The sequence below is a fragment of the Rubellimicrobium rubrum genome (genome assembly GCF_006152115.1).
GTDB classification, from domain to species: domain Bacteria; phylum Pseudomonadota; class Alphaproteobacteria; order Rhodobacterales; family Rhodobacteraceae; genus Rubellimicrobium; species Rubellimicrobium rubrum.
This window is the reverse complement of sequence record NZ_VDFU01000042.1, coordinates 1-22,558: the sequence shown is the minus strand read 5'-3', so window position 1 is coordinate 22,558 and position 22,558 is coordinate 1. Positions and strand designations below refer to the sequence as shown.

Annotated in this window: 21 protein-coding genes and 2 pseudogenes; 7 read left to right on the top strand and 16 right to left on the bottom strand. The window is 65.4% G+C overall.

Going from position 1 to position 22,558, the window contains the following annotated elements; all coding sequences use genetic code 11:
• Positions 1–207: 207 nt before the first annotated feature.
• The gene (locus tag FHG66_RS19630) at positions 208–1,629 is read right to left on the bottom strand and encodes an alpha/beta hydrolase domain-containing protein (protein ID WP_139078781.1); all 1,422 of its coding nucleotides are present in this window, start codon (positions 1,627–1,629) and stop codon (positions 208–210) included.
• A 460-nt stretch (positions 1,630–2,089) separates the two neighbouring features.
• Here FHG66_RS19630 and FHG66_RS19625 point away from each other — a divergent pair, with 460 nt between their 5' ends.
• The 3 genes from FHG66_RS19625 (at position 2,090) to FHG66_RS19615 (ending at position 4,631) form a co-directional block, all read left to right on the top strand.
• Complete coding sequence (locus FHG66_RS19625; protein WP_139078779.1) at positions 2,090–2,917, top strand: citryl-CoA lyase; 828 nt, start codon at positions 2,090–2,092, stop codon at positions 2,915–2,917.
• Positions 2,914–4,056, top strand: coding sequence for a CaiB/BaiF CoA transferase family protein (locus FHG66_RS19620; RefSeq protein ID WP_139078777.1), 1,143 nt, complete (start codon positions 2,914–2,916; stop codon positions 4,054–4,056). Before FHG66_RS19625 ends, FHG66_RS19620 begins: the two co-directional genes overlap by 4 nt.
• Before the next feature lie 239 nt (positions 4,057–4,295).
• Positions 4,296–4,631, top strand: coding sequence for an antibiotic biosynthesis monooxygenase family protein (locus FHG66_RS19615; RefSeq protein ID WP_176556357.1), 336 nt, complete (start codon positions 4,296–4,298; stop codon positions 4,629–4,631).
• A 268-nt stretch (positions 4,632–4,899) separates the two neighbouring features.
• Here the strand turns inward: FHG66_RS19615 and FHG66_RS19610 are convergent, their stop codons facing one another.
• The 4 genes from FHG66_RS19610 to FHG66_RS19595 all read right to left on the bottom strand — a co-directional run bounded on the left by FHG66_RS19610 (position 4,900) and on the right by FHG66_RS19595 (position 10,176).
• Complete coding sequence (locus tag FHG66_RS19610) at positions 4,900–6,252, bottom strand: hypothetical protein (RefSeq protein ID WP_139078772.1); 1,353 nt, start codon at positions 6,250–6,252, stop codon at positions 4,900–4,902.
• A 397-nt stretch (positions 6,253–6,649) separates the two neighbouring features.
• Positions 6,650–7,429: an MBL fold metallo-hydrolase gene (locus FHG66_RS19605; protein WP_139078770.1), complete on the bottom strand. Its 780-nt coding sequence runs from the start codon at positions 7,427–7,429 to the stop codon at positions 6,650–6,652.
• Between the two features lie 267 nt (positions 7,430–7,696).
• Entirely contained in the window at positions 7,697–8,950 is a 1,254-nt protein-coding gene (locus FHG66_RS19600; protein WP_246082693.1) for an ABC transporter substrate-binding protein, read from the bottom strand.
• Between the two features lie 197 nt (positions 8,951–9,147).
• Positions 9,148–10,176: a VOC family protein gene (locus tag FHG66_RS19595; RefSeq protein ID WP_139078767.1), complete on the bottom strand. Its 1,029-nt coding sequence runs from the start codon at positions 10,174–10,176 to the stop codon at positions 9,148–9,150.
• Positions 10,177–10,612: 436 nt separating this feature from the next.
• Here FHG66_RS19595 and FHG66_RS19590 point away from each other — a divergent pair, with 436 nt between their 5' ends.
• Together FHG66_RS19590 and wrbA are read left to right on the top strand one after the other, a co-directional pair.
• Positions 10,613–11,458 carry an IclR family transcriptional regulator gene (locus tag FHG66_RS19590; RefSeq protein ID WP_139078765.1) on the top strand — a complete coding sequence of 282 codons (846 nt, stop codon included), beginning with the start codon at positions 10,613–10,615 and terminating at the stop codon, positions 11,456–11,458.
• 96 nt (positions 11,459–11,554) lie between these two features.
• Entirely contained in the window at positions 11,555–12,154 is a 600-nt protein-coding gene (gene wrbA / locus FHG66_RS19585) for an NAD(P)H:quinone oxidoreductase (protein ID WP_139078763.1), read from the top strand.
• A 106-nt stretch (positions 12,155–12,260) separates the two neighbouring features.
• Here the strand turns inward: wrbA and FHG66_RS19580 are convergent, their stop codons facing one another.
• Positions 12,261–12,485: a hypothetical protein gene (locus FHG66_RS19580; RefSeq protein WP_139078761.1), complete on the bottom strand. Its 225-nt coding sequence runs from the start codon at positions 12,483–12,485 to the stop codon at positions 12,261–12,263.
• 284 nt (positions 12,486–12,769) lie between these two features.
• Here FHG66_RS19580 and FHG66_RS19575 point away from each other — a divergent pair, with 284 nt between their 5' ends.
• Positions 12,770–13,921 (top strand): cobalamin-independent methionine synthase II family protein, encoded by a 1,152-nt coding sequence (locus FHG66_RS19575; RefSeq protein WP_139078759.1) that lies wholly within the window; start codon positions 12,770–12,772, stop codon positions 13,919–13,921.
• 590 nt (positions 13,922–14,511) lie between these two features.
• On the opposite strand, the pseudogene FHG66_RS22480 reads toward FHG66_RS19575, so the two are convergent.
• From FHG66_RS22480 to FHG66_RS22475, 7 genes and pseudogenes are all read right to left on the bottom strand, one after another.
• Positions 14,512–14,637 (bottom strand): annotated as a pseudogene (locus FHG66_RS22480) (alpha-hydroxy-acid oxidizing protein); the annotation flags it as partial.
• Positions 14,638–14,653: 16 nt separating this feature from the next.
• Positions 14,654–15,124, bottom strand: coding sequence for an aldo/keto reductase (locus tag FHG66_RS19565; RefSeq protein WP_139078757.1), 471 nt, complete (start codon positions 15,122–15,124; stop codon positions 14,654–14,656).
• A complete protein-coding gene (locus FHG66_RS22710; RefSeq protein WP_139078755.1) occupies positions 15,121–15,357 on the bottom strand; it encodes an aldo/keto reductase in 237 nt (78 codons plus the stop codon). The genes FHG66_RS19565 and FHG66_RS22710 overlap by 4 nt, the downstream gene beginning before the upstream one ends.
• Positions 15,358–15,366: 9 nt before the next feature.
• Positions 15,367–15,492 carry a hypothetical protein gene (locus tag FHG66_RS22705; protein WP_281282974.1) on the bottom strand — a complete coding sequence of 42 codons (126 nt, stop codon included), beginning with the start codon at positions 15,490–15,492 and terminating at the stop codon, positions 15,367–15,369.
• A 14-nt stretch (positions 15,493–15,506) separates the two neighbouring features.
• A complete protein-coding gene (locus FHG66_RS19555) occupies positions 15,507–16,988 on the bottom strand; it encodes a chemotaxis protein CheW (RefSeq protein WP_139078753.1) in 1,482 nt (493 codons plus the stop codon).
• Positions 16,985–18,790 carry a methyl-accepting chemotaxis protein gene (locus tag FHG66_RS19550; RefSeq protein WP_176556356.1) on the bottom strand — a complete coding sequence of 602 codons (1,806 nt, stop codon included), beginning with the start codon at positions 18,788–18,790 and terminating at the stop codon, positions 16,985–16,987. The genes FHG66_RS19555 and FHG66_RS19550 overlap by 4 nt, the downstream gene beginning before the upstream one ends.
• A 413-nt stretch (positions 18,791–19,203) precedes the next feature.
• Positions 19,204–19,433 (bottom strand): annotated as a pseudogene (locus FHG66_RS22475) (transposase); the annotation flags it as partial.
• A 493-nt stretch (positions 19,434–19,926) separates the two neighbouring features.
• Between FHG66_RS22475 and FHG66_RS19540 the strand changes: the two are divergent.
• Positions 19,927–20,988 carry an SDR family oxidoreductase gene (locus FHG66_RS19540; RefSeq protein WP_139078749.1) on the top strand — a complete coding sequence of 354 codons (1,062 nt, stop codon included), beginning with the start codon at positions 19,927–19,929 and terminating at the stop codon, positions 20,986–20,988.
• Between the two features lie 110 nt (positions 20,989–21,098).
• Here the strand turns inward: FHG66_RS19540 and FHG66_RS19535 are convergent, their stop codons facing one another.
• The 3 genes from FHG66_RS19535 to FHG66_RS22025 all read right to left on the bottom strand — a co-directional run.
• Positions 21,099–21,581: a hypothetical protein gene (locus FHG66_RS19535; protein WP_139078747.1), complete on the bottom strand. Its 483-nt coding sequence runs from the start codon at positions 21,579–21,581 to the stop codon at positions 21,099–21,101.
• A 447-nt stretch (positions 21,582–22,028) separates the two neighbouring features.
• Positions 22,029–22,316 (bottom strand): SH3 domain-containing protein, encoded by a 288-nt coding sequence (locus FHG66_RS19530; protein ID WP_139078745.1) that lies wholly within the window; start codon positions 22,314–22,316, stop codon positions 22,029–22,031.
• Between the two features lie 46 nt (positions 22,317–22,362).
• Positions 22,363–22,558 (bottom strand): hypothetical protein (locus FHG66_RS22025; RefSeq protein ID WP_218013920.1); only part of this gene is annotated, 196 nt, incomplete at its 5' end.

The following is a 22,558-nucleotide window of genomic DNA, read 5'->3' as shown; positions in this document are numbered from 1 at the left end:
AATGGTGCGCGAGCGCGGGCGCGGCCAGAGCCGCCGCCAGCGCGGCGGCGCCCCAGAACGCACGGCCCCAGGACGCACGGATGGGCAGGGTGGGCAAGGTCATGGCAGTCCTCCTCCGATATGTGCAAAGGCCGCCAGCCGCTCCTCCCAGCCAGCTAAGCCCCCTCGCGCGATGCTCGGGCATAAGTCCTCGCCGGACCGTCATGGTCAGGGCGCAGGCTGCTCGTGCAGCGCCTCGTCCAAGAGCGGCCGCACCCGCCGGATCTCGTCCGAGATCTCGAACAGGTATTCGGAAGGGAACCACCGCTCCTCGATCAGCCGGTTGGCCGCCTCGGTCAACTGCTGGGCATGGTCCGCTGGGCTCTTGTAAAGAGTCCGGAGTTGGTCAGCCGACAAGGGCTCCACGGTGCCGCTTAGGGTGCAGAGGAAGCCCTCCCCCGGGTTCGGCGTGATGAATCGGTGGGTCGGCACCTCGACTTGCGGGCTCCGGACCCCACCCGTCGCGTTGCCGAACTCGTCCGTCACGAACGCGGCGTCGTTCTCGGCCGCCTCGAACTCGGTGCGCGGAGCCATGGGGGGCGGAACGTCGTTCGCCAGCCATTCGTGCATATGCTCGAGACCCTGATAAACCATCGCATTGAACATGAAGTGGTCGAGCGGTTGAAGACAGGCCTCGGTGCCCGCTTCCTGCATCTCGCGGGCCTCCAGATGTGGCATGCCGGCCACCTGATAAAGGCGGTACTGCTGACCAGCCTCGTCGCTGTCGACCGCAGTGTCGCGGCTGCGCGGCTCATCGGGATTTGGGCTCGGCATCCATTCGGTCTGGGTGGCCAGGATGATCACCGGCACGTCGTAGACGCTGTCCAGCACGTCCTGGGTCGGGCCGTTGGTGTCCCAGACGTACATCGCGTCGATCAGGCTCGACCCGTCCTCCATCCGGTACGCGGGGTTGCCGTCGGCCTGCTCCATGAAGTTCATGGCCGTCCGGGAGGTATAGGACGCGCCGGTCATGACCAGCCAATCGGCGTTCCAGTCCTCGCCCAGAGGGTTGGCCGTCTTCACCAGATGGGCGACCTGGGCGATGATCGGGTTCGCCGCCGGATCGGGCTGCCCCTCGGCGGTGACGGCTCCCTCGATCCCTAGGTCCTCGTAGCGCGCCGCATTGAATCCCTTGAGGCTGTCGATCAGCCCCGGCGCGTTGACGACTTCGACATAGCCGTGTCCGTTCAGCATCCCGCCGATCCGGGTGGCCATCCACATCTGCGCGGACTGCGCGGGATGGAGCGTCTCTATGGCGACGAAACCCGAGAAGTCCTCGACGTCGGCAGGGTGCCGGAACACGATCCGCGTCGTATAGGGCGCGCCGTTGGCCTCACCGGACACGAAGAACTCGTCCTCGACATAGCCGAAGTACTCGGGCTCCCCTTCCTCGGGCCAGTCGGACATGGTCGCCTGCCCGAGCGTTGGCCCCCGGCGGCTGGGGTGCTGCTGGTTTCCGACCTGCTCCGCGATCGGTCCCTCGGCCGACGGCAAGGGCGGCACGTCCTGTGCAAGGGCCGGGACCACGCTTGAGATAACGACGCCAACCGCCACACTGCCGAAAAGGCGGCACCTCGTCTGGTTCATCATGTCAGCGCTCCTCCGGAGATTTCGCTAAGCGAATTTTTATTCGTTTCTCGAAATGATCTTGTGGGCTCACCATGGGTTCGTCAAGCATTTTGGCGGTGCAAGGGCGGCTCCAAGATTAAGCCTGTGCGAGTGGCCTATTGGGGGTCGGCCGAGTGTCCGCGTCTGTGCCGCCCCTCCTCCCCCGCCCGCTTCTGCCACCGAACCTGGGCACCTCAGCGGCCTCTTCCTGTCGCGACGGGACGACCACCAGTCTACCACCCCTCTGTCCCCGAACGACAGTCTGGGCCCACATTCTACAGGTATCCCGCTTCCCCAGGCAGGGCCGTTCGCCCCGCCCAAGACCTTCGCACCGTCTCTCGCCTTCCTGAACCGACCGAGTTTCCGCTTGACGGGACACTGCCGCGGCACCTAATTTCGTCCAGAGTAAGAAACTTCGCTTAGCGAATAGTTGGGAGCGTTCATGCGGATCGGGAAGCAGGACAATGCCTTCACAGCAATTGCCACTGCGGATGCCGAAAGCATCACGGTCCGGGGAAGCGATCTCTGCCGTGACCTCATAGGGAAGGTCGGGTTCACCGATTACTTCTGGCTGCTCGTGACTGGCACCCGCCCGACCTCGGTCCAGACGGCCGCCATGGATGCGTGCCTTGTCGCCATTGCCGAACACGGCCTCGTGCCGTCGGTGCAGGCGGCTCGGATGACCTTGGCCGCCGCCCCCGAAGCCTGGCAAGGCGCGATGGCCGCCGGCCTCCTCGGCATGGGCACCGTGGTCGCCGGATCCTCGGAGGTCGCGGGGCGTTACATCGCCGAGGTGCTCCTGGCGAGCCGGTCCAAGGGCATCACTCTGGACGAGGCGGCGATCCAGAGCCTGCAGGCACTCAAGTCCGCAAGGAAGAAGGTGCCCGGCCTCGGACATCCCCAGCACAGCGCCGGCGACCCGCGCGCCGACCGGCTGATCGCGGTGGCCGCCGAACTCGGAATTGCAGGCTATCACATCCGGACCCTTCAGGCGCTCGCCGCTCATGCGCCCGGCATCATCGAACGCCCGTTGCCCATCAACGTCTCGGGTGCCATCCCGGCCGTCATCCTGGACGCGGGCTGGCCGATCGAGGCCCTGAAGGCCGTTCCGATCCTGGCCCGCACGGCAGGTCTGGCCGCGCACCTGTTCGAGGAATCGCAGCGTTCGATCGGGTTCATCCTGTCCCACAACGCCGATCTCGCGATCAGCTACGACGGCGAACGTCCGGCGCTGCAACCGACCGAAGACCGCTCCGAGGCGCAGACATGAAGATCCTGACGAACATCCGTGTCGTGGAGCTCGGGACCTATATCACCGGGCCGGCCGCAGCCATGCATCTGGCAGACCTGGGCGCTGACGTCATCAAGGTTGAACGGCCCGGCACGGGCGATCCCTTCCGCGCCTTCAAGGGCGGGCTGTATTCGCCGCATTACCAGACCTACAACCGGAACAAGCGCTCGATCGCGCTCGACACCACGATCCCCGAGGACCTCGAGGTCTTCCAGGACCTGATCTCGTCCGCGGACGTCTTCATTCAGAACTTCCGCCCCGGCGTGGCCGAGAGGCTGGGGGCCGGCGAAGCCGACCTCCGGCGGATCAATCCCTCGCTCGTCTACTGCGCCATCACCGGTTTCGGAACGAGCGGGCCGTCCAGGGACCGTCCCGCCTACGATACCGTCGCGCAGGCCGCGAGCGGCTTCCTGCGCCTCGTGACGCCGCCGACCAACCCGCGGGTGATCGGCCCCGCCCTCGCCGACGCCATCACGGGCCAGTATGCGGCCATCGGCGTCCTCGCGGCGCTGCTAGAACGTGGCAAGACGGGAAAGGGCCGCCGGCTCGACATCTCGATGCTCGAAGCGATGAGCCATTTCAACCTCGACAGCTTCACCCACTACTTCAGCGTGGGAGAGGTCATGGGCCCGCTGTCCCGCCCCGAGGTGTCGCAGTCCTACACGTTCCAGTGCTCGGACGGAAAGTGGGTGGCCATCCACCTGTCCTCGCCACCGAAGTTCTGGGAAGGCCTGCTCGAAGCCACCGGCCAGGAGGCGCTGGCCCAAGACCCCCGCTTCAGCGAGCGTCTCCAGCGCATTGCCCACCAGGACGAGCTGATCGAGCATTTCACGCCGATCTTCATGCAGCAAACCCGGGACCATTGGTGCGAGCGGCTCCTGGCCGCCGAGGTTCCGCATTCGCCGGCCTACGAGGCCAACGAAGCCCTCGATGACCCACAGGCCAAGCACCTCAAGCTCGCCGTCTCCGCGAACCACCCCGAGATGGGCGCCTTCACGACGGTCCGATCACCGTACAGCTTCGATGGCGAGCCGGATCTCGACATCCTGCCGCCGCCCGTCCTCGACGAACACGGCGACGCCATCCGGGCCGAGCTTCGACGCCGCAAGGCCGTCTAGACTCCGTCACGACCCTTGGGACTGCCACCCTCGGCTTCCCGGGCGACCGGCACGCCTGGCCCGTCCGTGTGCCATCGGATCTGCCTCGGGCATCGACGCCGTCCGGGACCTCGGTACCGTTACGACTGCTGGCGAACCGGGCCATGCCGCCTTGGCCGATGGAACCGCCTAATCGACAGAGACTTGCTCACGGATCGACCGGGGAACGACGCCGAGCGTCGGTACAGGAGGAACACCGAATGACCACCGTCCTGATCGACGATGATGCGCCGCTCCTGACGGTCCTCGTGGACATCCATCTCGAACCCAGGAAGCAATCGGACTTCGTGGCCGGCGTGACCGCCATGATCGCCGAGTTCACGAGCCAGCAGCCGGGGTTCATCGCCAGCGCCATACACGCGAGCGAAGATGGCACGCGCGTCCTCAACTATTCCCAATGGCGGGATACCGCGACCTACGAGCGGTTCCGCGACCATCCCGAGGCTCAACGACGCATCGCCGCTCTGCAGAAACTCTGCACGCTCATGGAGGCCCGCGTGATGCCTCCTGTAGCTTTGCTCGAGCAAGCCAACTGACCCGCCGGGTCGCGCGCGGCAGTGCCACCTGCCCCGCAGTCCGAGCCGAGGCCAACGAACCCAGATCACCGCGGCTGTACGGACTGCAGGCAGCATCCGTAAGCTGGCGGGCCTCCTCTTGGCAAGTTCCCTACGTTACGGAGTTGCGTAACGGCTCGCCCCTCCTCGGAGCAAGCTAAGGTCGGTGCCGGATGCTGAGAGGTCACGCTCGGCGAGGCCGTGATCCATGCCACGCCACGGCCCGCCCATCAAACCTCGGCAGGGCCGCCTACTGCCCCGCGTCGTCCTCGAAGTTGAACACGTCCTCGGCCTCGGGCCGCTGCATGCCCTCCTCGTGCCACTCCTCCCAGAGTTGCGCCCAGGGCCGGCCGAACATGTCGGGGATCTCGTACTGGATGACGCGACCAGGAGTGACAGGCGTCGCGTACCCGTCGATCGGATAGAAGGTCTGGACGCATTCGACGAAGATGTAGGGATCGACCTCTTCGAGATTGCCGATCCGTTCGAGATCGCGAACCATGCGGATGGGCTCCACGAAGGCTTCGGGATCGTAGAGAACCGCTTCGTGGTGGATGCCGACGACGTTGCCGTCGTCATCCGTGTTGGGCGTGTAGATCTCGACCGCCTGGAGCTTGTTCGAGAACTCGAACCCCGCATGGACGGTCCAGCCCTGGATATTGGAGGTCCAGCTGATCAGGGCCTCGTCGTCCCAGAAACCAATGGTCTCGCCGTACCAGCGGGGAACGTCCTCGCCCAGGCGGGGCACGGCCCCTTCCATGTTGAACTCGCGTCCGATGTGGACCTGGGTCAGGAAGTTGTCCGCGACGCCGGTGATGAACTGCACGATCTCGGGCGTGACCAGGACCTGATGGTCGCGCACTGCGTGTTCGTGCCAGCGGCGCATGAACCCCTCGGGCCAGCAGTACTGGGACTGCCACTGTGGGGCGTTCGTATTGGCCTGATGGTAATGCATCTGCACGGCCCGCTGCCGATACTCGGGCGTGAGCAGGGACAGTACGGTGGAGGCCTGGATGATACGGCCCCAATACCAGTTCTCGCTGGAATCGTTGTATCGGCCGTTCCAGTCCGGAAGGTCGGCGTTCGTGAGGACGGTCGGCCCGCCATTGGCCCGGGTCTCGGCCAGGAGCGCCTCGTAGTGCTCCTGTGCTGTTTCGAAGCCATAGGGGCTGACGATGTTCTCGCGGGGGTAGTCGCGGTCGCAGAAGCCCCAGGCCCCTGACGCCGGAGGGTTGTCCCCGATGATCTCCTCGCCGTACCCGCCCCATTGCGACTCCAGCCCCATCGGGCTGTTGCAGCGGAAGTAGCGTGGATCGGACCAAAGCTCGGCGTCGACATAGAAGTCGTCCGAGGTGAAGATGTCGCGCTCGAGCGGAGTCACGCCCTCGGGCACTGCGCCGTTCCGCGCGGCGATATGCTCGCCATGGAAGGCGCCCCCGGTGCCGGCTCCGACCACCGGCTGGTCCTGCTGCTGGGCCATGGGCCAGCCCCGGCCGACGCTCCGCGCCTCCGTCGCTTCGCCACCGTCCTGGGCTGCGGCAGGCTGTTCCTGGGCCACGGCCGATGAGGTCGACGCCACCAGGGCTGCAAGGGCAAGGGACATCAGCAGCGGTCCTTTCGGACCTCTGAACTTATGCATCGCGCTCCTCCCATTTTCGCTGTGCGAATTTTTATTCGTATATCGAATAGTCTTGATGACGAGGAATGAGTTGTCAACAAGGATGCGATTCCAACAACAACTCTGCCAAGGTGATCGCGGCGATACGGGGACCCTGGCCGTGCGAAGCGACAGGAGGCACCCTGCTCGGCGGCATTCGGGGCGCGTACCACAGCCCAAAGCGCATGTGGTTTCAGGTCGCCTCCGAGGCTTGGGCCAGGAGGGCCGCCACCCACCCCGGCCCGTTCCGTGATCCAATCCGGCCCGAAAGGCCGTCACGCCTGGCAGCCGGGCGGTGGGGTGTATCCGCTGGGGCTCCGCCGCGATCGCGGACCGGGATCGTTTAGGACTCGGGGCCTTCGGGGTACCAGTTGCCCAGAACGACAACTGTGGACACCCCGCTCGCCTCCACCAGCGACGCGAACTCCTGAACGTCCGATTCCCCGTAGTGGTAGGGATAGACGGTGCGAGGCTGGAACGCTTTGACGGCCTCGGCCGCCTGGTTGATGTCCATGGTGTAGGGCAGATTCATGGGCAGGAAGGCGACATCGATGTTCTCGAGAGCCCGCATCTCGGGAATGTCCTCGGTGTCGCCGGCGATATAGACCCTCCGGCCGTCAACCCCAAGGAGGTAGCCGTTGTCCCGCCCTTGCGGGTGGAACTCCAACCGGTCCTCGGTGGTGTTGTAGGCGGGAATGGCCTCGATGGTGATCCCGGCGACCTCCGTGCTCTCCCCGTTCGCAAGGGCGGTCGCCCTGGACCGCAGGCCATCGGGCAGCATGCCATGCACTGCTGGGTTCGTGACCAATTGCGCGGTCTCGCCCGCCAGGGCGGACAGGGTTTCGACGCTGAAGTGGTCGCCATGCTCGTGGGTCAGCAGGATGAGATCCGGAGCCGGGAACTGCGAGTATGCGGCCGCCTCCCCGACCGGATCGACGTAGATAACCAGGCCCGGTGTCTCCAGCACGAACGAGGCGTGCGAGACGGGGTGGACCACCATCTGCCCACCATCGGTGTCGAACGTGTTCTGCGCCGCGTCCTGGGCTGCGGCGGCGAAGGGGCCAAGGACGATCAGTCCTGCCGAAGCCGAGACGATCTCGAGAAAACGACGTCGAGCGATCATGTGGATTCTCCTTTCGGGGGTGATGGGCGAGTCCGAACGGCGCAACTCGGGACGGCACTTGCTAGGCCGCGGGACGAACGGACGGCCTCGGCCCCGTCCTGGACCAAGGCATCCCACGCGCGAAGCAGCGCATCGACGCATGTCATCGGATTGGGGGCCTAGCGCCCGGACACCGCCTGTCGGTTTGGCGGTCAGCCAGCTCCGGGCTCGCGGGTCAGACCCGGACCTGCCCCACCGGCAGGCCCGGATCGGACGGGCAGCCCGGAACTACCAGGACATCGGCTGCATCTCGGAGGTCTTGGGGATGTCCGGGGCTGTGGCGTTCTCGACGATCTCAAGGCTGAAGGTGCCGTCCTCCTGATGCCGCCATTGCCCGCCGACAAGCGGCGTCTTGGTCACGTTCTGCGCGGCGAATTCGGGAATGCCCTGCCCCGGCCAGGACACGGGGCCGACGATGGTGTTGACGTTGGACCCGGCGATGGCAGCCGCGACCTCCTCGCGGTCCTCGGGATCGCTGACCCGCCCCATGACGTCGGCCGCCATCTCGAACAGCGAATGGACAAAGCCGATGGGCTGCGTCCAGGGCCGGCCCGTCGCCTCGGTGAAGGCCTGCGCCAGCTCGGCGCTGCTCTGACCGGTCAGCGACGAGGTGAAGGGATGGTGCGGCGTCCACCACACCTCGCAGCTCAGGTTGTTGCCCGGCGCGCCCAGCGTCTCGACCGAGCTGGGGAAGAGAAGCGCCTTGTTGACGGTGATGATCCGGGGGTTGAACCCCTGCTGCGCCGACTGGTTGAAGAAGGTGGTGAAGTCGGGTGGGATCACGACGCCGGTGACGATATCGGCGTTGGCCTGTTTGAAGGCGTTGATTTGCGCCGTGAAGTCGTCGCTGAGGTTCTGGTAGCGGCCGGTATCGATGACCGTGAAGCCGCGCTCGGTGAACACAGGCGGAAGGCCGGTGTTGGGATCGCCCAGCGCATTGCCATCGGCGTCGTTGGGATAAAGAGCGCCGATGACCCGCGTCGTCTCGATCTGGTTCCACATGCCGACCATGACCTCGGTCAGGTCCGCCGCGCCCCAGAAGTAGTGAAAGGCGAACTCGAAGGGACGCCACGACGACGGGTCGGCCGGGTTGCCCTGCTGCCCGATGAACCACGGCTCCCACGGCGCCTTGGTCGAGATGATCGGCACGCCTTCCGCCTCGGCCACGGTGGCGACCGGGTTCGTCGTTTCCGGCGTGGAGGCCACGAGCATCAGGTGGACCTCATCGTCGATGATGAGCTCCTGGGCCACCTCGCTGGCGCGGTTGGGGTTCGACTGGCTGTCCTTGACGATGACCTCGAACACGTCGCCGGTCTGCTGCAGGAACTGCTCGACGACGAACTGATCCGCCTCGGAGAAGGCACTCAGCGGACCGCTCTGCGGGCTGACATATCCGATGCGGATGCGCTGCCCCTGCGCGATGGCCGGCGCCGCAAGCCCCCCCGCCATGAGCGAGAGCCCCCCCGCGGCGGATGCCTTCAAGAGTCTGCGTCTGGTAAACATCTTTTTCCTCCCCTTGCCTTGGCAGCGTTGTTCTTTCGAATGCTGCGTTCTTGCCCGACCACTCTAGTCACGCCTTTCCCCTTCTGCCGAGGGGGAAACCGGGCTGACCGTCGTTACCGGTTCCAAGGAGGGGCATCGTGCGCCCCTCCGGTCTGATCGCGTGCCCAGGGGATGGATCAGGTCCTGACGGTCTGCTTGGCGGCGCCGTTCCTGCCCCCGGCAGGGGCCGGCTCGTTCCGCAGGCTCCCGTCGGCGCGGCGTGGGTTCGTGATCGGCGTCAGCTCCCGCTCGAGGCGGGCGCGCAAGGGCTCCACGCGCTTCGACAAAGCGAGCTTCTCGCCCAGTTCCTCGAAGGTCTGATCGACCAAGAAGCCGGGGCCAGCGCTCGTGAGTTCGATGATGCCGCCGGGGCTCTGCGCATAGCAGGAGTCGAACACGTGGTGGTCATAGACGGGGGTGGTGGGGATGGGCCCGCTCGCCGAATAGTCGCGCCAGCCGGCAAGATCCTCGTGGGCATCAAGGGCAAGGTGATGCCATACGCCCACCGCGAACTCCTGGAACGGCAGGTCCGGCACCGGCGCTGTGTACCACCGCGACGACTTGGTATCGCCCTGGAGCTCGAAGCGATGCTGCGCGGCGTTCCGCACATAGCCGAGATGCTCCGCGTAGGGGGCCAGGTCGTCCAGCGTCGCGTTCGAGCGGATGCCCTCGATGCCGGTGATCTGGAACTGCTCCGGGATGTCGGGCACCGGGAATGCCAGCGGCTTGTCCTTGGCATCGCTGACGATGAGCTCGACCTTATGGTTCTCGAAGTCCTCGAACACGAGCCGGCGGGGCTGCGTCGGGTCCAGCCGGATCAGCTCGCTGAAGATCTGCTCGCGGGTGAGGCGGTCCATCCAGTAGTCCAGCGCCTCGTTGGAACGAACCCGCAGCATGGCCGAATGGTGGTTGCCGCGCCCGGGGCGGCCCTTGGGCACATCGTTGAACTCGAGAAAGGTGACGACGCTGCCCACCTTGCCTTCGGTGTCGCCAAAGTAGGTGTGGTACCGGAAGGTCGTCTCAAAGTTGAGGGTCTTCTTGACGAACTTGAGGCCCATGATCCGGCACCAGAAATCCACGTTGGCCTGAACGTCGGCGGTGATGCCCGTGATGTGGTGGTTGCCGTCCAGCCGCCTGGGGGGCCGATTGGTTGCTTGGGTCGTCATGCTGGTCTCCTCCAATTCTTCAGAGCGATCTTGCGCGGTTCTTCTTGTCTCTGCGCTACGCGAGGCCCCGCTTTGCGCAGGTGCCTCCGATCCTGTTCGGGGCCGCCTCCAGTCTGGCCACCATCCCCATCTACCATGCCCGCGGTCGCTTGCAGACCGCCTCCCATGCCGGGACGGCTTTCCTCCCTGCTGCGGCGAGAGTGGCGGGCTCTCGACGATCCGGAAACACTGACCACCAAGTGCATGGCCCTGTCCGGCCAGCGCACCGGGCACGGCCCGGCGCTGCCAGGGACCAAGGCAGATCAGCCGCCAAGCCAAACGCTGGCACTGATCTCCTCCGGCCTTGTCCTCCCGACTTCACCAGCACTCTTGCGATCCGTTTTTCGCTGTGCGAAACTGCATCCGTCAGGCGAAGGAAACCACGGAGGGACGGATCGTGTCAAGCATTCTGGATGGCAAGGTCATCGACGAGAAGGAGTTCAACACCGCCATCGCCCGCGGCTTCGCGGTCCTCGAGGCTTTCGACCAGGATCACGTCGAGATGACCCTGTCCGAAGTGGCGGCGCGAACTGGACTTTCTCCGGCCACGGCCCGCCGCTGCCTGATCACCCTGAACATCCTGGGTTACGTGCGCCAGCACGGACGGAAGTTCACGCTCGGAGCCCGCGTCCTGACGCTGAGCTCGTCCTACATGCGCTCGACCCAGATCGACGAGTTCCTGCTGCCCGAGCTTCGCCAGCTCGTGGACGTGTTCGGGGACGCCTCCTCGGTGGCCGTTCTCGACGAAGGCATGGTTCTATATCTGGCCCATACGTCGCGCCAGACGGCGGTGCGGCCCATCGCCGCGATAGGCAGCCGCTACCCGGCCCATGTCACGGCGCTAGGCAAGGTCCTGATCGCCTATGCCGAGCCGGACGTGCAGAACCGCTTCCTCGCCACGGCGCCGTTCCGGCCCCTGACGGACCGCTCCATCACCACCAAGGAGGAGTTCGTCCGCGTCATGCAGGACGTGGCGCGGCTCGGATACGCGGTGGCGGTCGATGAGCTCGACTACGGCATCACCTCCCTGGCTGTCCCGATCTTCGACGCCCAGGGGCGGGCCGTGGCCGCCATCAACACTTCGGGTTACAGTGGTCGGCTGTCGGGCCAAACGCTAGCCGAGGAGCGTCTGCCCCGGCTGCTCCAGGCCTCCCGGAACATCTCCGCCCGGCTGGCCCAATACCCGGTGCTGGTGCGCACCGCCCTGTCCCCGATCGGGCGCAACATGACCATGGCGGGCTGACAGACCGCTGCGCCCGGAGCGTTGTTGACAACCAATTCACGCCGACGATACTCCATTTACGAAATTTCTTTCGGCAGCCGAAAAGAGGGACAGGAATTGGCGAGGATCTTGGCTCTGTACTACTCGAGCTTCGGGCACATGGAGGCCATGACCAGAGCCGCGGCTGAAGGCGCCCGCTCCACCGGAGCGGAGGTCGCCATGAAGCGGGTGCCCGAACTCGTGCCCGAGCACGTGGCTCGCAAGGCGAACTACAAGCTGGAACAGGACTCCCCCTTCGCGGACCCGGCCGAGCTGGCGCAGTACGACGGCTTCATCATCGGCGTCTCGACCCGCTTCGGCATGATGGCCTCCCAGATCAAGAACTTCCTCGACCAGACCGGGCCGCTCTGGGCGCAGGGCGCGCTGGTGAACAAGGTCGCCACCGTGATGTCGTCGACCGCGGCGCAGCACGGCGGACAGGAGAATGCCATCCTGACGACCCAGGCCGCGCTTCAGCATCACGGGATCATCATCGTCCCGATCGGTTATGCCTACGCTGGCCAGATGGGCGTCGACATGATCCGCGGCGGCTCGCCCTACGGCATGACGACCGTGACCCTCTCGGACGGCTCCCGGATGCCAAGCGAGCAGGACCTGGAGGGCGCGACGTTCCAGGGCCGCCACCTCGCCCAGATCGCCATCCGCCTCCATGGCTGATCGGTCATCACGAGGGTGGCGGCGTCCCAGGATCGCGGCCGGGTCCTAGATCCGCCGGGACCTCGTCCTGATCAGGTTCAGTTGTGACGAACTCCGGCTGCACGCCTCAATCAGCCGTATCGTCATCCGGGATCGGTTCGTCGGTTGCGATGGGATCCTCATTGGCCGTGCTGGTCGCCGTTGGTCCGGCCGTGCCCCCGAACAGCCCAAAGAGCCAAGCCAGCAGAACCAGAAGCACGACGGCCACCAGAAGCCAAAGAAACCAACGGGCGGAACCGCGCTGACCACCGGATAGGCGCGGGTCACGAGAATCATTCGGATTGCGTGCCATTGCGTCCCTCGCCTTCCGGCTTTGGATCCATTTGGGAAATCCTCTGCACCAGACATTGTTCCACCGGCGCACTCGTGGCCATGGATGCCGGCAGGAAGACGCTGTCCATCAACGCCCGCGCGCCACGAGGCGGGGACCGGGCCCATCAACCCCTGTGCCTCTCGGCGAAGTCGGACGCCTGGAACGAGCACGCCGCACCGCGTGGCCTCCACACGGCAAAAAGCTTTGGCCGAACCTGATTGAGCCGCCTAGGCTGCGAGTGTCTCAGCCTCCTGGGGGAGCCCATGCGCAGCACCGACCGTTTCCTGACCACCCACACGGGCAGCCTTCCCCGCCCGGACGATCTTGTCGAGTTGATGATCGCCAAGCAGAAAGGCGACGCGGTCGATCCTGATGTCCTCGAAGCCAGGATCACCGAAGCCGTCGACGAGTCCACCCGCCGCCAGGTCGAGGCCGGGATCGATGTCGTGAACGACGGCGAGATGAGCAAACCGAGCTACGCCACCTACGTCCTGGAGCGGCTCAACGGCTTTGGCGGGTCGAGCAACAGCTTTCCATTCGCGGACCTCAAGGATTTTCCCAAGCTCGCGCAACGGGTCGCAGGCGACCCGGGCCGCAAGTACCGGCGCACGCCGGGCTGCAACGCGCCCGTCACGGTGTCCGACTTCGACGCCGCACAGCAAGACATGGACCGCCTGAAAGCTGCCGCCGCAGCCTCCGGAGCGGGACAGATCTTCACCTCCGCCGCCTCACCCGGGGTCATCTCCCTCTTCTTCCGCAACGAATACTACAAGACCCACGAGGAATACGTCTTCGCCATCGCCGAAGCGATGAGCCACGAATACGAGACCATCGCCGCCGCCGGTGCCCTCGTGCAGCTCGATTGCCCCGACCTCGCCATGGGACGGCACGTCCACTACGCCGATGCGACCCTCGATGAGTTCCGGAGGATCTGCGAGATCCATATCGAGGCGCTTAACCACGCCGTCCGCAACATCCCCGCCGAGCAGTTGCGGATGCACTTCTGCTGGGGCAACTATCCGGGCCCCCACCACTGCGACGTGGGCCTTGCGGACATCATCGACCTGGCCTGGAAGGCCAAGCCGCACGCCCTCCTGGTCGAGGCCGCCAACCCGCGCCACGCCCACGAATGGCAGGTGTTCGAGGACGTCAAGCTCCCCGAGGGCAAGGTCATCGTCCCCGGCTGCATCGAGCCGCAGTCCACCTACATCGAGCACCCCGAGCTGATCGCCCAGCGGATCGGCCGCTACGCCGACCTGGTCGGCCCCGAGAACGTCGTGGCAGGGGTCGATTGCGGCTTCTCGATCCACGTGGGCATGGGAGCCGTGGACCGCGACCTGTCCTACGCCAAGCTCGCCGCCTTGGCCGAGGGCGCACGGATCGCCTCCAGTAAGTACTTTCCGAAAGCCGCATGAGCCGACCCAGGGTCGATGGCCTGCACGATCCGGTCGAACAGCGGATCGACCGCGGGTATGCCGGCGGTGGCGCCGCGCATCCGTCGAAACAGTCGTCCATAGTGCGCCGTGACCGAACCATCGCCACGACCGCGCTTACAGGAGGAGTTCGCCAGTCGCGACACCACGAAGCCACGTCGAGGGAGTCAGGTCGCCATGAGATGGCCCCCTGCTCGTCGGAAAGCCTATCGGACCACCAAGGCAGACCCTCATGCGTCAACTAGTCGTCCCGTCGTCATAGAAGACGCGCTCGGAACGCCAGCACCGGATCACGGCATGGCGAATAGCGTTCCTGAAAGACAGCCAGACGCCCGCATCGGTGGGTACCTGGAAATCGCGGGCGATACGCTCGGGGAATTCAGAGCCTGCCGCGCACGGAGTCGGCGCTGGGCATTGCAGTCGGGTTGTCGGCGTTGACCCTCCTGGCAGCGTCGTCGGTCTCGCCGACGGCTCTGCGCCACGTCAGCTATGACTCGAACCAGTCCGCGCGTCGATGAAGGGAACTGGGTTCGGCGATTGCTGCCTCGACCCACACGGATCGCAAATCCCACGATGGAGCAGACGGACATGGTGGAATGGGTGAAGGGGATCCCGAAGCGGGCGGCGGCAAGGGTGGCCAGGACCTCTCCGTCTGCGTGCTGCATGCCGGCGGGCGCGCGGGCCACGGGCATTGAGACGATGTGAGTGCCCCGCTCACTCCGACGTAGGTGCTTCCGGGTCGACCAGCTCATTGGTCCTGAGCTCAGACCAGAACGCCGTCGGGGTCGCCTCGCCCAGCGCGCGCACATTCATCTCGACTTGATCGGGCCGCTTGGCGCCTGAGACGACCGATGCCACGGCAAGGTGCTCCAGCGGAAACTGGAGCGCGGCGGCAGGCAGGGAGACGCCGTGGCGAGCACAGACGGCTTCCATGCCCTGCACCTTGGTCACCACCGCCTCAGGCGCCTGGCCGTAGTCGCAGTTGCCCCCGCCCCTCGATCCCTTGGCAAGGATGCCCGAGGCGAAGGGCGAGCCGATCACGACGCTGATCCCCTCGCGCAGGCAGCGGGCGAGACCGCGATGAAGGCAGTCCTGGTCGAGGAGCGTGTAGGGCATGGCGAGCACGACGAAGTCGAGCCCCGGCACCTGGGGGACCGCCTCCTCGAAGGCGCGGTTGGTGTTCACCCCCTGCCGACAGCCTGGACTTCGCCCCGGGCCTTCAACTCCCCCAGCGCCCGCAGCCCGCCCGCATCCAAGTCCGAAAGGTGCCGCGCGAGCGTGGCGTCACCGTGATAGCCATGGTCGAAGTCATGGATGATGAGCGCGTCCACCGTGGGCAGCGACAGGCGCTGGAGTGACTGCTCGTAGGATCTCCGGATGCCGTCGTAGCTGTAGTCGAAGTTGACCTGGAAGTTCAGCCCGCCGGCCTAGGGGCCGCGGTCGTGGCTGTCGGGGTCCTCGGGCCGGGTGAGGTAGCGGCCGACCTTGGTGCTGATCTTGAACTCCCCGCGCAGCTTGGTCCGCAGGAACGAGCCCGTCCGATGCTCGGACATGCCCAGCCCCGGCGCTAGGCCCCGTTTACTCCGTATTGCACCTCACGAGCCACCGCAGCGAGATCAAGAACGGGGACGACGCGCGTCTGCTCTCGGCTTGTCACATGAGTCAGGGTCCAGTGCCGCTCATACGGCCTCCCAGTCTGTCGCGGCGTGCGTCCCTCCTGCTCGCCTGCTTGTGGAAGCGCGGTTGCATGCACATGCTGAACCGAAACGAAGCCATCGACGATGAAGCCTATCGTGCCATGCTCGGTCTGGACGATGGCAAGCTTGGCGACATCCGCTCGGCGCGCAGGATGCCCTAATCGCTTCGCAAGATCCACGATAGCAAGGGCCTCACCACGGTGTTGCAGATAGCCATCAAGGCCGTCTTGGGCGTGCGGAAGCAGAATGGACGAGCGCGGCACCTCTGCGAGTTCCTGGACGTCCACCAGCCGAGTGAAAAAGCGGCCTGCCGCCTCGAGCTCCACGAAAGAACGGAGGAGGCCATTGCCAGCCTGAACGCCCCTACGCTTTTCCTGCTCTTGGCGGCTCTGCATCGTGACAGCCGGGCAGCCTCCTGATGCCTCAAGCACACCCAGTGCGTCGAGCACAACCATGGAGTTCCCACCCGGCGTCGGAGCCGCAAGACCACGCATGGAGCGGTCTATCGGATTCGTAGGACGGGGAAGTGGCAGAATGCCAGCGGACCCGAGCTTGAACATGGCATGGATCTCGTCTGCCGGAACAGCGAAGCGCAGATCTCCAGTTTCCAACACGACGGCATGATTCGGCGCCTTGTAGCCCGGCGGCTCGCCGCTGCCCGGGGAAGGACGCTCGAGCAGCAGGACCATGCCGCGCGTAGTTTCCACTTCTCCGAGGAACCCTGGCAGCCGCAGCGTCGATGCCGCAGCGAGCATCGGCTGGGACACGATTTCGGAAACCTGTGTGATTTCGAAGGCGTATCTGATCCCGGCCCAAGAGAAGCTCATGAAAGAGGGATCATGGGTTGCGTGATGCGCGATGCCGGGCTGGGAGGCCTCAGTCGTGATTGGTACGTCAGCGAACATCATGCCTGTGAGCGCCAGCAGGCTGTCCTCTTGCAGCACGACGGCCGGTTCCTCTTGGCCCGGAAGTGGCGCCAACGCGAAAGAGTTGCCGCGGGCCGACAGTTTCACAAGGCTCTCGGATGGCAGCACCTTGACGCTTTCGACGCGATCGACGGCCACGGCTGCACGCTTACCCGCCAATCGGAGCAGAACAGTGGTTGGTGGTGGCCGCTCGTTCGACGTCGAAAGACCCAAGCATCGCCCAAGATCAGACAGGGGGAAGGTCGAACCCGCGTGGATGAATGAGCCAAGCATGCTAGGCTCGTTGAGCAGAGCGGGTCCAAGGGTGCCGGGCGTTTCGATGACCTTATCGACCAGTTCGCAAGCCACAAGCACACGCGCCCCTGCCACTTCGAGAGTGGCGGCACGCCAGGATGGCGACGCCGTCGCATCAAGAGCAGCCGTCATGCGGCCAAACTCGATGTGGTCGTGGTCGCTGTCACGGTGTTTTCTCCGCCTCTGGATGCCGTCAGCAGTTGCAGAACCGCTTGGTCCACCTGCTCAAGAACAGCCCGCTGCGTGGCCTGTGTTGCGCCCAGATCCTCCACGGAGGCGAGCGCCTCGTCGAGTTCGTGGGACAGCTTACCAAAGAAGGACAGGCCGTCACGGGCGGCACTCTCGCCCGCCCCGATCTGCTCATGGAGTTGTCGCATCAGGCGGGTGATTTCCTGCGTCGATGCCTGGCAACGCTCCGCAAGTTTGCGGACCTCGTCAGCCACCACCGAGAACCCGACCCCGTGCTCGCCCGCTCGTGCGGCCTCGATGGCAGCGTTGAACGCGAGCATATGGGTCTGATGGGCCAGACTCTCGATCTTGCCCGTGGCCTCTTGGATCTCGGCGCCCCAACGGCTGACGGCCTCGGAGGCCGAGATCGATCGTTCAAAGGTTTCTGCCACTCGCACGCCATGCGATCGGGACTTCTGCGCGAAGTCGCCGGCCTCGCTCGTTCGATCAGCAAGCTGGCTCAAGCCGTGCCGCAGGTGCTTGACATCCGCAGCCATCTGCTGGGCTTGCTGCCGCACCCGCTCCTCCAGTTCGACTTGGCGGGTGATGTCGCTGGCGATCTTGACGATGCTGATAATCTGCCCTTCGGCGTCGATGACCGGATTGTAGGTCGCCTGGATCCAGATGTTCCGGCCGTACTTGTTGACCCGGCGGAACCGTCCTGAGTGGAAGTGGCCGTGTGACAGTTGATACCAGAAGCCAGCGTATTCGTCGGATTTCACATAGTCCGGATCGCAGAACAGGCTGTGATGCTGCCCTTGGATTTCGGTCAGGGTGTAGCCCAACGTCCGGAGAAAGTTGTCGTTTGCACGGAGGACCTTGCCAGTCACATCGAATTCGATGACTGCCTGCGAGCGGTGGATGGCGGCGATCTTGGACTGTCCCTCCAGGCTTTGCAGACGACCGGCCGTAATGTCCGAGGCGAACGCGATCACTCCGATGGTTCGTCCTTCGGCGTCGGGAATGGGGCTGTAGGCCGCGTGAACCCAGACGACCTGACCGTCCTTGCCAATGAGCTTGTACTCACCGCTCTCGTGCTCCCCCGAGGCCAGCCGCAGCCAGAAGTGGCGGTACTCGGTGCTTCCGGCCAGTTCAGGCGTGCAGAGCATGCTGTGGTGCTGCCCGATGATCTCTGCTTCCGAGTAGCCCAACGCCAGGCAGAACCTGGAGTTCGCGGCCCGGATGTACCCCTTCAGATCGAACTCCACGCACCCCTGAGAGCGCTCGATGGCATGCAGCTTGCTGCCTTCGGTGGCCCGGCGGCGCCTGTCCTGCGTGATGTCGGTTGCGAACATCACCATCCGACCCGGCCCGCCATCCGAACTTATGACCGGACAATAGGAGGCCTGGATCCAGATTTCATCGCCGTTCTTTGCGACAAGCTCGAACTCTCCCGCGATGTACTCGCCCCGGCTAAGGCTTCTGCGGAGCTTCCGATAGTCCTGCGACGCGGCGAACGCCTCAGGGCACAGTGCGGAGTGATCCTTGCCCACTACCTCTTCGGCGTCGTAGCCCAGGATAGCCAGAAAGTTGGCATTGGCCTCCAGAACAGTGCCATCGAGGCCGAAGTGGATCACGCTCTGCACAGCGTTAAGCGTGCTCCAAAGCGCCTCGGCCGCGCACCCCATATCCGAGGTCGCTGCAGGAGTGATTCTGTTATCGGCCAAGAACTCGGAGGGGTGATCCCCAGTGTACGATGTCGTCATCTCGCCTCCTCGGCCCCCGTCCTGCGCGAACGGCCCCATTTGTCCCAAATAGCGTCTGCGATTGCAGCCATCGCAGTTGGGACCTGTTCGTCCCTCTCCGCCTTTCTGCCTGGGAATCAGTTACGATCGCCTTACGACGGGATTGTAGTACTAAGGCACGGCTTTGGGGCCCTGGCTGAACGCCATCAGCTGGTCCGAGGATGGCGCCCGGCTCTTTGGCCGGGGTCCTCAAGCTGATTCCTTGTTGATGCCGGCCAGACGCTTGCGCAGTCATCAGTTCGCTCCACTACAAAGGATGTCGCGCCCTCTATCCTCGGCCTTGAGTAGACGACGTCTGCGGAAGCCTTTGATCAAGCGCTGGGCCAAGGGTGATGCTTATCTGGGCTTCGAGCAGGTGCTCGGCTCGGACAGCTATCCAAGCTCAGGTCGGCCACGAGCTTCTTCAGCTTGGTGTTCTCCTCCTCGAGCTGACGAAGCTTCCGCATCTCGGACGGCATCAGTCCGGCGTACTTCTTGCGCCAGGCGCGAGACAAGCCGCTTCCCTGATCCCCGCCTTGCGGCAGACCTCGCCCACGGGCGTGCCATCCTCCGCTTGCTTCAGCACGAAGGCGATCCGGGCCTCGCTGACCTTCGATTTCTTCATGGTCTCTCTCCGCCTCCTCGGCCCCAGCCTAAACCGGACACGTCCAGCTCGGCGCGGCCCAAGAAACGGGCCGCAGGTCACCTCTCGTGACCGTCCAAGGAAGTGCTGAGAACGGGTGACCGGTTCCGGGAAAACGGAGCCCATGGTTGCTGAGGTCTTGCGACACCGGGGCCGGAGCAGCCGATAGGATGGCCGTCAAGCCGACACAGTTGAAAGCCCGGCGGACCGGGCCAGTCTGCCTGACGCAGCCGGACAGGCGGCTCAGGTAAGCACAGGCCCTTCTCCCGGCGAGGTCGCCGGTAGCGTTCTGAAGGGGGCTGCCGAGCCACATCGGGAACCATGCCGGGTCAGTCCGAGCGGGTCGTCCTTCCTGTGCGACAGTAACATCTCTCTCGAACAGTGCATCTCGTGCCTGCGCCTCTAAGTAAGACCGCGTGGAGGGGCAGCGGTCCCCTGCTTCAGCTGACCCCTTCCCGAGCACAGGATGAAGAGCATGGCGAGAACGGCATTGGTGGTAGGAGCAAGCGGGATCGTCGGCAACGCGACGGCGGAGCTGCTGATCGAGCGGGGCTGGACGGTGCATGGTCTCGCCCGACGTCCAAATGCACTTGATGGCGTGAATGCCGTCGTCGCTGACCTCCACGACGCGGACGGCACCGCGACAGCCCTCAAGGATGTGCGGCCCGACGCGGTGTTCATCACGACCTGGGCCAGGCAGGACAGTGAGGCCGAGAACATCCGGGTCAACGCGGCGATGGTCCGCAACCTGCTGAACGGCCTGCCCAAGCCGACCGGCCCGCGCCACGTGGCGCTCGTGACCGGCCTCAAGCATTACCTCGGGCCGTTCGAGGCCTATGGCAAGGGCACGCTGCCGCAAACGCCCTTCCGTGAGGAGCAGGGCCGCCTCGAGGTCGACAACTTCTACTATGCGCAAGAGGACGAGGTGTTCGCCGCAGCTACCCGTGACGGGTTCACCTGGAGCGTCCACCGCCCGCACACGGTCATCGGCAAGGCGGTGGGCAACGCCATGAACATGGGCACCACGCTCGCCACCTACGCGGTCCTGTGCCGCGAGACGGGTCGGCCGTTCACCTTTCCCGGCTCGGCCGCGCAGTGGACGGGGCTCACGGACATGACCGACGCGCGCCAGCTCGCCCGCCATCTGCTCTGGGCCGCCGAGACGGAGGCTGCGCACAACCAGGCGTTCAATGTGGTCAACGGCGATGTCTTTCGCTGGCAATGGATGTGGGGCCGCATCGCGGAATGGTTCGGGCTGGACGCAGCGCCCTTTGATGGCACCGTCCGCCCGCTGGAGCAGCAGATGGCCGGCGATGCGGAGGTGTGGCGCCGGATCGCGGAGCGCGAAGGGCTGGTCGAGCCCGACCTCGCCCGCCTGGCCTCGCCGTGGCACACCGACGCAGACCTTGGCCGTCCCATCGAGGTCGTGACCGACATGTCAAAGAGTCGGCGCCTGGGTTTCACCGGCTATCAGCCGACCGACGATGCCTTCTTCGATCTGTTCGAGCGTCTGCGCGCCGACCGGCTGATCCCCTAGCCACACATGATCTGCAAGATGGGGCTGCGGGTCAGGCTGCACACCGCTCAAATCCTCTTGGGCCTCTCAGGGTGGAGCCCGCAACGTGCGGCAGCTTGGCGCCGTCACTCTTACGTCAAGCGCTCGGTGATGAAGTCCACCGTCTTCTGCGCCTCCCTGGCGGCATGGAAGATGGCGTTCTTGTCCTCGGCCAAGGCCTTGAGCAGGTTCTTGGCGCGCACCGCCGAGCCTCGGAAGAGGACGGCCGCCATGACGGCCGCCATCCCGAGCGACAGCGCCCGCATGCCTTGCTTCTGGCCGGGGCGCTTCTTGCGGTCATCCCAGCGGTCGGGGATAGGCTGCGCTTCCCGCATCAGCCGCTCGGGCATGAGATGCACGGCCACAGCGCGCTGCTGGAAGGGGCTCTTGGCGAACGCCTTGATCCACGCGAGCCGGGGCGGCGACATCTTGCCGCGGCGGGACGTCGCCTTGCGGACCTTCTCGCGGACCTGGGCCAGCCCCTTGCGAGCTTTCTTCGGCTGGTGCTCGAGATGCCCTGAGATGTGGATGGAACGCTCGACCATGAGATGGCGCGTGGTCGCGTCGGCACGCACCTCGCCCTCGATGGCGCGGGTCTGCCAAGGCGTTCGCGACCCGGGTGATGTTGTCGGTCGTGCAAAGGTCCGCCAGCCGAGGGGCCGCCTGAGGGCTTAGGTGGCCGAACCGCTCCAGGAGCGCCAAAGCCTGCGCGACGGCTGTGGCGTAGGTCTTGGCCGTGCGGGTGCCGAACTCGCTCTTCTCCGGAGGCACCGGCCGGCCCAGATCGTCCACGCCCCGCTTCTCGGTCACGAAGCGGTCGAAGTCCTGCCAGAGGGCCGCCGAGGCGCGAGGGCCACCGCGACGCCAGGGGCTGGGCACGGCCTTGACCCGTGCGGACTGCCCGGGCGGGATAATCGGCAGGAGACGAGAAATCTCCGCTGCGGTCGCCGTTCGCCCTCCTTCATGATGTTGGCGCAGAAACTAGGGATCGGCTTGGGCAACTGCAGCAGCGGCAACTGAGATCAGGGTCCCGAGAGATGATCGGCGGAGACGTTTCCCGTGGTCTGCGAGGCGTCGGAGAGCGAGACCCGGCACCATGGCTGACCCACTTGGGTGACGCACTCACTGCGGACGAGCGAGGTGTCGTCCGTCAGGCTCAGGACGACATGGTGGCCGGGCCCAGGACCGGCCCGCAGCTTCAGGAACTCGTCCGGCCCAGCGCCTTGGACCACAGTGCGACCACCATCGCCGGCGCTGCAACCGGTCAGGAGCACGAGAGCCAGAAGAGCTGGAGCGGCGCCTCGGGGCATGATCTGACCTCGTATGGGTGCTCTGGAAGTTCGCGGTGGCGCGGCTCTAGGCGCCAAGGCCCCACTTTGCCCGGTACTCGGCCACGAAGCTGGCCGGCAGCGCCGAGCGCCAGCCGCAGTCGCACCGGAACTGGCCCCCGTCCAGCGGACGCGTGGCCAGCCGTGCGAGCAGTCTAAGAGCCTGACTCGGAACTCTTTCAGCATGCGCAATGGCTTGCGATGCGGCGGGTGAGGAGGCGTAT

Bases quoted from the DNA above. Each gene is read 5' to 3' on its own strand.
- FHG66_RS19630 (WP_139078781.1), bottom strand. From the start codon at position 1,629: ATGATGAACCAGACGAGGTGCCGCCTTTTCGGCAGTGTGGCGGTTGGC.
- FHG66_RS19625 (WP_139078779.1), top strand. From the start codon at position 2,090: ATGCGGATCGGGAAGCAGGACAATGCCTTCACAGCAATTGCCACTGCG.
- FHG66_RS19620 (WP_139078777.1), top strand. From the start codon at position 2,914: ATGAAGATCCTGACGAACATCCGTGTCGTGGAGCTCGGGACCTATATC.
- FHG66_RS19615 (WP_176556357.1), top strand. From the start codon at position 4,296: ATGACCACCGTCCTGATCGACGATGATGCGCCGCTCCTGACGGTCCTC.
- FHG66_RS19610 (WP_139078772.1), bottom strand. From the start codon at position 6,252: ATGTCCCTTGCCCTTGCAGCCCTGGTGGCGTCGACCTCATCGGCCGTG.
- FHG66_RS19605 (WP_139078770.1), bottom strand. From the start codon at position 7,429: ATGATCGCTCGACGTCGTTTTCTCGAGATCGTCTCGGCTTCGGCAGGA.
- FHG66_RS19595 (WP_139078767.1), bottom strand. From the start codon at position 10,176: ATGACGACCCAAGCAACCAATCGGCCCCCCAGGCGGCTGGACGGCAAC.
- FHG66_RS19580 (WP_139078761.1), bottom strand. From the start codon at position 12,485: ATGGCACGCAATCCGAATGATTCTCGTGACCCGCGCCTATCCGGTGGT.
- FHG66_RS19575 (WP_139078759.1), top strand. From the start codon at position 12,770: ATGCGCAGCACCGACCGTTTCCTGACCACCCACACGGGCAGCCTTCCC.
- FHG66_RS22705 (WP_281282974.1), bottom strand. From the start codon at position 15,492: ATGTCCGAGCATCGGACGGGCTCGTTCCTGCGGACCAAGCTGCGCGGG.
- FHG66_RS19555 (WP_139078753.1), bottom strand. From the start codon at position 16,988: ATGACGGCTGCTCTTGATGCGACGGCGTCGCCATCCTGGCGTGCCGCC.
- FHG66_RS19550 (WP_176556356.1), bottom strand. From the start codon at position 18,790: ATGACGACATCGTACACTGGGGATCACCCCTCCGAGTTCTTGGCCGAT.
- FHG66_RS19540 (WP_139078749.1), top strand. From the start codon at position 19,927: ATGGCGAGAACGGCATTGGTGGTAGGAGCAAGCGGGATCGTCGGCAAC.
- FHG66_RS19530 (WP_139078745.1), bottom strand. From the start codon at position 22,316: ATGCCCCGAGGCGCCGCTCCAGCTCTTCTGGCTCTCGTGCTCCTGACC.